Origin of the sequence: Pedobacter sp. SYP-B3415, from assembly GCF_004138205.1 — a bacterium.
Taxonomy (GTDB): domain Bacteria; phylum Bacteroidota; class Bacteroidia; order Sphingobacteriales; family Sphingobacteriaceae; genus Pedobacter.
Genome location: NZ_RXNQ01000008.1, coordinates 91411 through 99482 on the forward strand (window position 1 = coordinate 91411; position 8072 = coordinate 99482).

The following is an 8072-nucleotide window of genomic DNA, read 5'->3' on the forward strand; positions in this document are numbered from 1 at the left end:
ACCCGATGCGCCGGAATCATCAGGTTTAAAATCCGAATGCGCAATACCTTCTACCTGGTAAACAGCACGAATTGTTACCTGGACAAGGCTCATGATGGGACAGCTTTCGACCCCGGCAAAAAATACCTGCCGAACGTAGCCTGGAAAAGGTTCGGGGATGATGACCGTGGGCGGACCCGGACAATTGTGCCCTGATCTCCAGGTACTTTACCGCTACCCAGTATTGGGTATTTTTACTTTTTTGCTGTTAAGATTTACCTACTATTCAAAGGATATTCCGATTTTTGTACTGACCGCAAGAAAACATATTCATTGATCCGGTCCATTAAATCAGGTTAAACAAATCAGCATATCTAAATAACGTCTCAAGTTTCAATAGGTGTGTAGAATGCGGTCCGGGTCTCAAGATTTGGCCGCTTCTCTTTTTTTAGGACCCCTTATTTTAGTATCAGTCATCCGATATGATTTCTGCCGCGCAGCCTGATCCTGTAAAGGTTAAAAAAATTGTAACCGATATTTTAACGAGGTCTTTCGCAACGAACCAAAGCGTTTTGGCAGTCACCGGTCGTGGTCCTGAGAGTGAGCAACGCCTTGGTGCATTGATGGAATATGCCTGGGCTATTCCGGCCGGATCGGGCCGGATATATGTCAATGCTACGCATGATGCCTGTGCACTGGTTATCGATTCTACGCAAAAAGTGCCGTTTTTAACGGGATTACGCGCAAACTCTCAGTTTATTCGGAAAGTATGCGGATGGCGCGGTGTAATTCCGGCCCTGAACAGAAAAAGGGTGCTTGCTGCACTCAGGCCGGCGGTACCCCATCTTTATCTTTGGTTTTTAGGAGTCGATCCTGCCAGCCAGCATGAGGCCCTGGGTACGGCCCTGCTACAGGAAATTATCAGTGATGCGCGTAAGGAGTCTAAAGAGGTGCTGCTTGAAACTTCGAACCCGGCCAACCTGCCATTCTATGAACGCGCCGGTTTCAAGATCTACCACGAACACAACGCCGGATACCGGCTTTATTTTTTGCGCAGCAATTGATCGCTGCACTTATCTCATGCCCATAAGCGTGTGGCTCCATGCAGACGAAGCGGCTGCCATGGGTTCTGTTTGTTTTTCAGTGCGCATTTACTTCTGCATTGTACCCGAAGTATAGTTCGGCAATGGTTCAGATGTTATTTTCTCAAAGCAAGGTGTTTTCCCATCAGCGTGAGCCGCGCCCGGAGTTCGTTCAATTGGTCAGCTTCAATGTTTTTAAGAGGAAGAATCATACAATTGGCCATAGAATCGACGTCGCCGTTGCGGTCGTTATGAGTCTGCACAATAACATCATCGCTGCGGGTGCGGAGGTACAGCCACCCGTTCCGGGTCGATCCATAGTAATCCATGTCTGTAAACTTCGACAGGTTGAATGCAAAAAACTCAGTTTTACCGTTATGAAAATAGCGCTTGTACCGGCAGAACCCAGTGTTGGTAAAATTAAGTTCATAACGTTTTATGCTCGCGCTCTCAAGTTCAGCATTATAAAACGAGGCAAGGTTCTGTCTTACAAAACCCATGTTTTCTTCAAGCGGATCCAAGGACTTGAATGCAGTAAAAAGCAGCCAGACGGTACCAACAACAGTGATTGATAACAAAAATGTAATGTTTCGCATGGGTAAGGCAGTTTCTGTTATGAAATTAAATAAATTGTTAAATTTGTGGTATGTCATTTTCTCCACAATCCAGGGTTTGGGTCTATCAAAGCAATCGCCGTCTTTCCGATGACGAGGCCCGTAACATACAGCATAAACTGGATGATTTTACCGCCTCGTGGAAAGCGCATGAACGCCCGCTTCTGGCACGCGCTGAAGTTCGATATAACTTTTTTATTATTCTGATCGTAGACGAGATGCAGGCTCCCGTTACCGGATGTTCGATTGACACCTCAGTGCGGATGATCAAAGAAATTGAACAGGAGTATTCGATAGACCTGTTTGACCGATTTAACATCGCATACAAACACCAGGACCAGGTCATTGTGAATACAAAGGAAGACTTCGAGACGCTGGTTAATATTAATCAGGTTTCTGACAGCACCATTGTTTTCAATAACATGGTTCAGACGCTTGAAGAATTGGAGACAAAATGGGAGCTGCCATTTTCAGAAAGCTGGCATGCTGTCGTTTTTTCGAAGAGTTAAGTCTCGCACCGTTTCTCTTGTACAACTTTATTGTTAACTTTTTACATCGCCTGCCGAAACAAAAACTGTTACTGAAGCATTATATTGCTTTATATCAGTAACGTATGGCTCGCTGGCTCAAATTGTCGCTAAAAATTATTGGCGGCGTTCTTCTGCTTTTTATTTTACTTTTTGTTGCCGGTGGGATCTACATAAGCAGCAATAGAGAAAAGGTTCTGAAATCGCTCGTAGAGAAAGTAAATGGCAGTATCAATGGGAAATTCGTTGCCGGATCAATCGATCCTTCCTTCCTTAAAGGCTTCCCAAACGCCTCACTCTCCGTACGTAATGTACTTCTTACAGACAGCCTCTTCAACAGGCACAGACATGAGCTGCTCAAAGCTTCAGATATTGACGTATCGCTCGATCTTCTTTCATTGCTGGTCGGTAATTTTAAGATCAGCAAAGTTTCGATCAACAACGCATCGATATACCTTTATACAGACAGCAGTGGTTACAGCAACACCAGTCTTTTTAAGACAAAAAAAGAAAAAGCCGCTGAGTCGGGTGGGGGAAAGCCAGATGATATTCAACTAAACAGGATCGATCTGAACAAGGTACAGTTTGTAATTGATAATCAGGCCAGGTTCAAAAAGTTTGATTTTGATGTGTCTAGCCTTAGCGGAAGGATCAATTATCCTTCAGAAGGGTTTAAAGGAAAGATAAAGCTGCGCACACTTGTACGGGCATTTTCTTTTAATACCCGACGCGGCAGTTTTATGCATAACAAGGTGCTTGATGGAAACCTTTCGTTTCATTATGATAAAGATAAAGAGGTCCTGATTGCAGACCCCGACCGGCTTAACATTGGCGGTGACGACTTTAAAATTGGGGCCAGCGTTCAGTTTGGCCAGAAACCGGCTCCTTTTTCGGTGAATATCGCAGCAGACAAGATCCTCTACAGCAATGTAGCTAAGTTGCTGGCGCCAAACATTTCATCAAAACTGCTCCGCTTTAAGATTGACAAGCCGGTCGATGTAAGGGCGACCATTCTCGACGATGGTAAATCATCAGGCAAGGATCCGCTTATCAACGTTGGCATTACGGTGAGGAATAACATCGTAACGATTCCATCCGGAAAGCTGGAAGAATGCAGTTTTGATGGTGCTTTTACGAACCGCGACACCGCCAACCGGCCTATCGGCGATGCAAATTCTTCCATCAAATTCAGGAAACTTAAAGCGAATTATTACCAGGCCCCTATAACTGTTGATACCCTCCTGATCAATAACCTGGAAAGGCCGGTAGCAATCGGGCGGGTGCTGTCAAAGTTTGATCTTGAAAAATTGAACGGCTCTTTCGGCGACAACATGTTCAGGTTCAAATCCGGTCATGCTGATCTGGAGCTTTTTGGCAGGGCAGATATTGAGAATTTCAGATTTACGAAACCAACAGTATCAGGACGCGTGCTGATTCGTGATGCAGACATCACTTACCTGCCAAAAAATATACACCTTGTGAAGAGTGCACTTGCACTGCAATTCACGGAAAACGACCTCAGCATTAATGAAGGCCGTCTGCAGCTTGGCAAAAGCATTGTTACCATGAATCTCAGGATTAAAAATCTGCTGAACTTTTATTATACCGCGCCCGAAAAGACGCTGATTGAGCTTAGCATCAACAGTCCGCAGATCTATCTCAATGAACTGATGCCTTTCCTGACGCAACGCAAAAAGGCGGTTCGAAAAAGGAGCACTGCCAACTCGCTGAACGAATTGTCTGATCAGTTAGGAACCGTTCTGGAATCTGCCCAGATGAAAATGCAGCTTCATGTGGACAAGGCGATCTACAACCGGTTTGTAGCAAGAAACCTGGACGCAAATATAGACCTGCTGCGCGATGGGGTTTACCTCCGGAAAATTCATGTTAATCATGCCGGCGGCGGATTGGATCTGACCGGGAACATCAAACCATTTGGCTCGGTAAACCGGTTCACAGTGCGTTCAACGGTCAACAATGTGAGCGTACGCGAATTCTTTTACAGTTTTGATAATTTTGGGCAAAATACGATCACAAATAAGAACCTTCGTGGTTTCCTGTCTTCCACAGTCGATATCAACGGGGCCATCAGCGACCAGGGGAAAATCATCTCGCGCTCTACAAACGGGCGCGTTCGCTTCAGCCTTAGAAAAGGTGCGCTGATCAATTTCGAACCACTGAAGAAAGTAGAAAGTTTTGCTTTCAAAAACCGTGACTTCTCCAACATTCAACTGCAAACCCTGAACGGCACGCTGAACGTTAAAGGCGATAAGGTTTACATCAGTCCGCTGATGATTAACTCGAGTGTTTTAAACTTCAATATCAAAGGAGTCTATGCATTAAGTAAGGGTACGAATATCGCTATGGACATTCCGTTGAGAAACCCCAAAAAAGACGAATTCATTACCGATCCGAAGGAGAAAAAAGCTGCCCGGATGAAAGGAATCGTTTTGCATCTTAAGGCAACCGACGGTGAGGACGGGAAGATCAAGATTGGCTGGAACCGTGATCACGATTAGGGCAGGGTTAAAAATCCAGCGGACCTAAACGGCGCATATTGCGCATAATCAGATACTGGCGGTGCCTGATGTAAGAAGTTGGTTTGGCGGGCGTCCAGCGGCGGGGGTTGGGGAAGCAGGCAGCAATCATGGCAGCTTGTGCACGTGTCAGTTTGCCGCATGACTTTTTATAGTATTTCTGAGCTGCCGCCTCGGCACCATAAATGCCGTTGCCCATTTCAATGACGTTCAGATAAACTTCCAGAATACGCTCCTTGCTCCAGAGAATTTCAATCAGCAAAGTAAAATAGGCTTCAAATCCCTTTCTTACCCATGAGCGACCGGGCCAGAGAAAAACATTTTTTGCTGTCTGCTGCGATATAGTACTGCCGCCCTTTACCCGCTTGTTCTTCGCATTACTTTGATAGGCTTTTTCAATGGCCTTTATATCAAAACCTACATGCTTCAGGAACAACTGGTCTTCTGCGGCAACAGCGGCCCGTTTCATGTTGTCTGAGATGTCTTCGAACCTGACCCATTTTTTGTTTATGCCCGGAGCTTCCCCTTCACCGCTTTCCATGGTCCGCAGGATCATCAGGAGTGTGATCGGTGGATTGATGAACCGGTAGGCAATCACCCAGAGAAAGGTACTGAGCACAAACCACACAAGGATTTTTCCTGCAACCCCGCTAAGCCTTTTCAGCAAGGAGCCTTTCTGTTTGCCGCCAGTCTTTTTTCCTTTTCGTCCTGCCATGCGGCAAAGGTAATAAAATGGGCGTAGGTGGAGGGCAGGATCAAATCAAATGTTCTGGTCTTGCAACGAAGTCATGTGCGGCAGATCTCGCGGTTAAATTTGCCGTAAAACAAAAAACCCGGTCTTTTGAACCGGGTCTTTCTGTACTTATACAGTTGCTTATTCAGCTACAACCTCGAAAGGAACCTGTACTTTGACCTCTTTGTGAAGGTTAAGGTTAGCAATGTAAGAACCAAGTTCTTTAGGTTCAGTTTCGAAGGTGATGCGGCGACGGTCAACATCGAAACCTTGTTGTTTCAATGCGTCAGCGATCATAATGGTGTTTACTGCACCAAAGATCTTTCCTGATTCGCCAGCTTTAGCACCGATGGTCAGTTTGACGTCGGCCAGGCGGCTCGCGATATCCTGTGCATCTTTCTTGATTTTGTCTTGTTTGAACGCAGCCTGTTTCAGGTTTTCAGCAAGTACTTTCTTTGCAGAAGGAGTAGCAAGCGCTGCAAATCCCTGAGGAATCAGGTAGTTACGGCCATAACCTGGTTTAACAACTACAACATCGTCTTTCTCGCCCAGGCCTTTGATATCTTGTTTTAAAATAATTTCCATCTTGCAGCCTCCTATTTTAATTGATCTGTAACGAAAGGCAACAAACCGATGTGGCGGGCACGTTTAACGGCCTGAGCCACTTTGCGCTGAAATTTTAACGATGTACCGGTAAGACGGCGGGGAAGTAATTTACCTTGATCGTTAACGAACTTCAACAGGAAGTTTGCGTCTTTATAATCGATGTATTTGATACCGTTCTTTTTGAAACGGCAATATTTTTTGCGGTTATCCTCCACTTTAGGAGCGGTAACGTATTGAATCTGATCTCTTGCCATTACTCAGCTACCTCCTTTTTCTTGTTAAAAGCGCCGCTGCGTTTTTTCTCATTATAAGCAAAGGCATGTTTGTCAAGCTTAATGGTCATAAAACGCAGTACACGCTCGTCGCGTTTGTACTCTAATTCTAGCTTGCTGATCAACTCACCTGAAGATTTGAATTCGGTAAGGTGATAGAATCCGGTTGTTTTTTTGTCAATCGGATACGCTAATTTTCTCAAACCCCAATTATCCTCCTGGACAATTTCGGCTCCGCCGTCAGTTAAGATCTTTTTGAATTTGGCAATAGCCTCTTTCGATACTTCTTCTGACAACAACGGGGTTAGAACGATAACAGTTTCGTACTGATTCATTGTTATTTAAAAGTTTTTTTTGATTTTCCGCTGTTTGGATACCTCTGCGGTTCCGTGCAAACGGGCTGCAAATTTAGCAATATATTTCTTTAAATCAAATGATTATTAAAACATATGCAGGCAGTTCAAGTGCTTTTTATGCAGCCTGAAGTTCAGGGCAGCGCTTTTCACTAACGTTAAAAACCATGCAGCGTAAAGCACCGCCGGGGCTACAATATATTCCAGCCTGCTTAAGGAGTAATATCAGATGCGTTTTCCCATGGGAAGGATAAACCAGAAAGATGCTCCCTCACCTGGGTTACTGTCTACGCCGATCTGGCCATCATGTCGTCTGATAATTTCTGCACACACAAAGAGTCCGAGTCCCCTGCCTTCAGCCTTTTTTGCGCTGCCATCAAGACGGTAATGCCTGTCAAACAAACGATACTGAAATTCCTGCGGAATGCCCTGGCCATTATCGCTGATCGTTGCCATAATGGCGTTATCAACGCGTTTCAGCCCGATGCGAATCACACAGCTGTCGTCTGTATATTTAATCGCGTTGTTGATCAGATTTAAAAAAACCTGTTCAAGACGGTCCTTGTCTCCATTAACAATGTGTTTTCCCGACTCAATATCCAATTCGATGCGACGGCCGGGCCTGGTACTCGCGATCGCTTCCGCGCAGCTTTGAGCAGCCTCAGAAAGATCGAAAGGAATCAATACACAATCCAGGTCGGCTGTTTCTGCAGGTTTGATCTCCTGCGTTGCATAAATGATGTCTACAACTTTACGAACCTGTTCCTCGGTTTTGTGGATCATAGCCTGTATTTCTGTAAGCTGCTCTTTTTCAGCCCGTACAGACATGAGTTGCAGATAAGCTTTGATCACAGTAAGTGGTGTCTTCAACTCGTGCATAGCCAGTTGAAGACGTTCTTCAGGATCTGTTGCTGCAGCAACTTCCTTGAGCCGGGATGATTGATCAGCTGTCATGATCTGCGTTAATTTGTTCAGTTCAGGTGGGGAGCCTGAGGAATGATTGATTGCCCTAATTTACATACATTCCGGTTATAAACGCAGTTAAATTTTAATTACCGTAAAATAGAGGGGAAATACGTGTCAGCTGAAGAGAAATACTGTTGAAAGTATTTGTGTTAAGATATGAAATATGAGACCTGCAGTAGTATATAGGTGTTCGTAATTCGTATTTAGACAGGGTGCAATCGCTATAGATTAGAGATATGAGATTTGAGTCTTGGGACAAAGTTGTCTTGTCCTGATATAGGTTGACACATTAATCAACTTAAAACAAGGATTATCATGACAAAAAGTAATCGTAAAGTGATTCGGTACAGTATTAGCTTCAAGCAGAAAGTAGTAAAAGAGATCGAGCAAGAGGGTTTAAGCA

10 protein-coding genes are annotated in these 8072 nt (G+C 44.7%); 4 read left to right on the forward strand and 6 right to left on the reverse strand.

The features are described 5' to 3' along the window. Nucleotides 1–36: 36 nt before the first annotated feature. The gene (locus tag EJV45_RS19420; RefSeq protein WP_165304984.1) at nt 37–195 is read left to right on the forward strand and encodes a hypothetical protein; all 159 of its coding nucleotides are present in this window, start codon (nt 37–39) and stop codon (nt 193–195) included. Nucleotides 196–461: 266 nt separating this feature from the next. Then, on the forward strand, nt 462–1043 hold the full coding sequence (locus EJV45_RS05285) for an N-acetyltransferase (protein WP_129714614.1): 582 nt from the start codon (nt 462–464) through the stop codon (nt 1041–1043). Between the two features lie 134 nt (nt 1044–1177). Here EJV45_RS05285 and EJV45_RS05290 read toward each other — a convergent pair whose 3' ends face one another. Continuing rightward, entirely contained in the window at nt 1178–1657 is a 480-nt protein-coding gene (locus EJV45_RS05290) for a hypothetical protein (protein WP_129714615.1), read from the reverse strand. Nucleotides 1658–1707: 50 nt separating this feature from the next. On the opposite strand from EJV45_RS05290, the gene EJV45_RS05295 reads away from it, so the two are divergent. Then, the gene (locus EJV45_RS05295) at nt 1708–2184 is read left to right on the forward strand and encodes an ABC transporter ATPase (RefSeq protein ID WP_129714616.1); all 477 of its coding nucleotides are present in this window, start codon (nt 1708–1710) and stop codon (nt 2182–2184) included. Nucleotides 2185–2288: 104 nt separating this feature from the next. Further along, on the forward strand, nt 2289–4721 hold the full coding sequence (locus EJV45_RS05300) for an AsmA-like C-terminal region-containing protein (RefSeq protein WP_129714617.1): 2433 nt from the start codon (nt 2289–2291) through the stop codon (nt 4719–4721). Nucleotides 4722–4728: 7 nt separating this feature from the next. Here EJV45_RS05300 and mtgA read toward each other — a convergent pair whose 3' ends face one another. The 5 genes from mtgA to EJV45_RS05325 all read right to left on the reverse strand — a co-directional run bounded on the left by mtgA (nt 4729) and on the right by EJV45_RS05325 (nt 7657). Further along, nucleotides 4729–5454, reverse strand: coding sequence for a monofunctional biosynthetic peptidoglycan transglycosylase (gene mtgA / locus EJV45_RS05305; protein ID WP_129714618.1), 726 nt, complete (start codon nt 5452–5454; stop codon nt 4729–4731). 159 nt (nt 5455–5613) lie between these two features. Then, nucleotides 5614–6057 carry a 50S ribosomal protein L9 gene (gene rplI, locus EJV45_RS05310; RefSeq protein WP_129714619.1) on the reverse strand — a complete coding sequence of 148 codons (444 nt, stop codon included), beginning with the start codon at nt 6055–6057 and terminating at the stop codon, nt 5614–5616. A gap of 11 nt (nt 6058–6068) precedes the next feature. Beyond that, a complete protein-coding gene (gene rpsR, locus EJV45_RS05315) occupies nt 6069–6332 on the reverse strand; it encodes a 30S ribosomal protein S18 (RefSeq protein ID WP_107217612.1) in 264 nt (87 codons plus the stop codon). Then, entirely contained in the window at nt 6332–6685 is a 354-nt protein-coding gene (gene rpsF, locus EJV45_RS05320; RefSeq protein ID WP_129714620.1) for a 30S ribosomal protein S6, read from the reverse strand. The genes rpsR and rpsF overlap by 1 nt, the downstream gene beginning before the upstream one ends. Before the next feature lie 243 nt (nt 6686–6928). Further along, nucleotides 6929–7657, reverse strand: a complete 729-nt coding sequence (locus tag EJV45_RS05325) for a cell wall metabolism sensor histidine kinase WalK (protein ID WP_129714621.1) — start codon at nt 7655–7657, stop codon at nt 6929–6931. Nucleotides 7658–8072 lie beyond the last annotated feature (415 nt).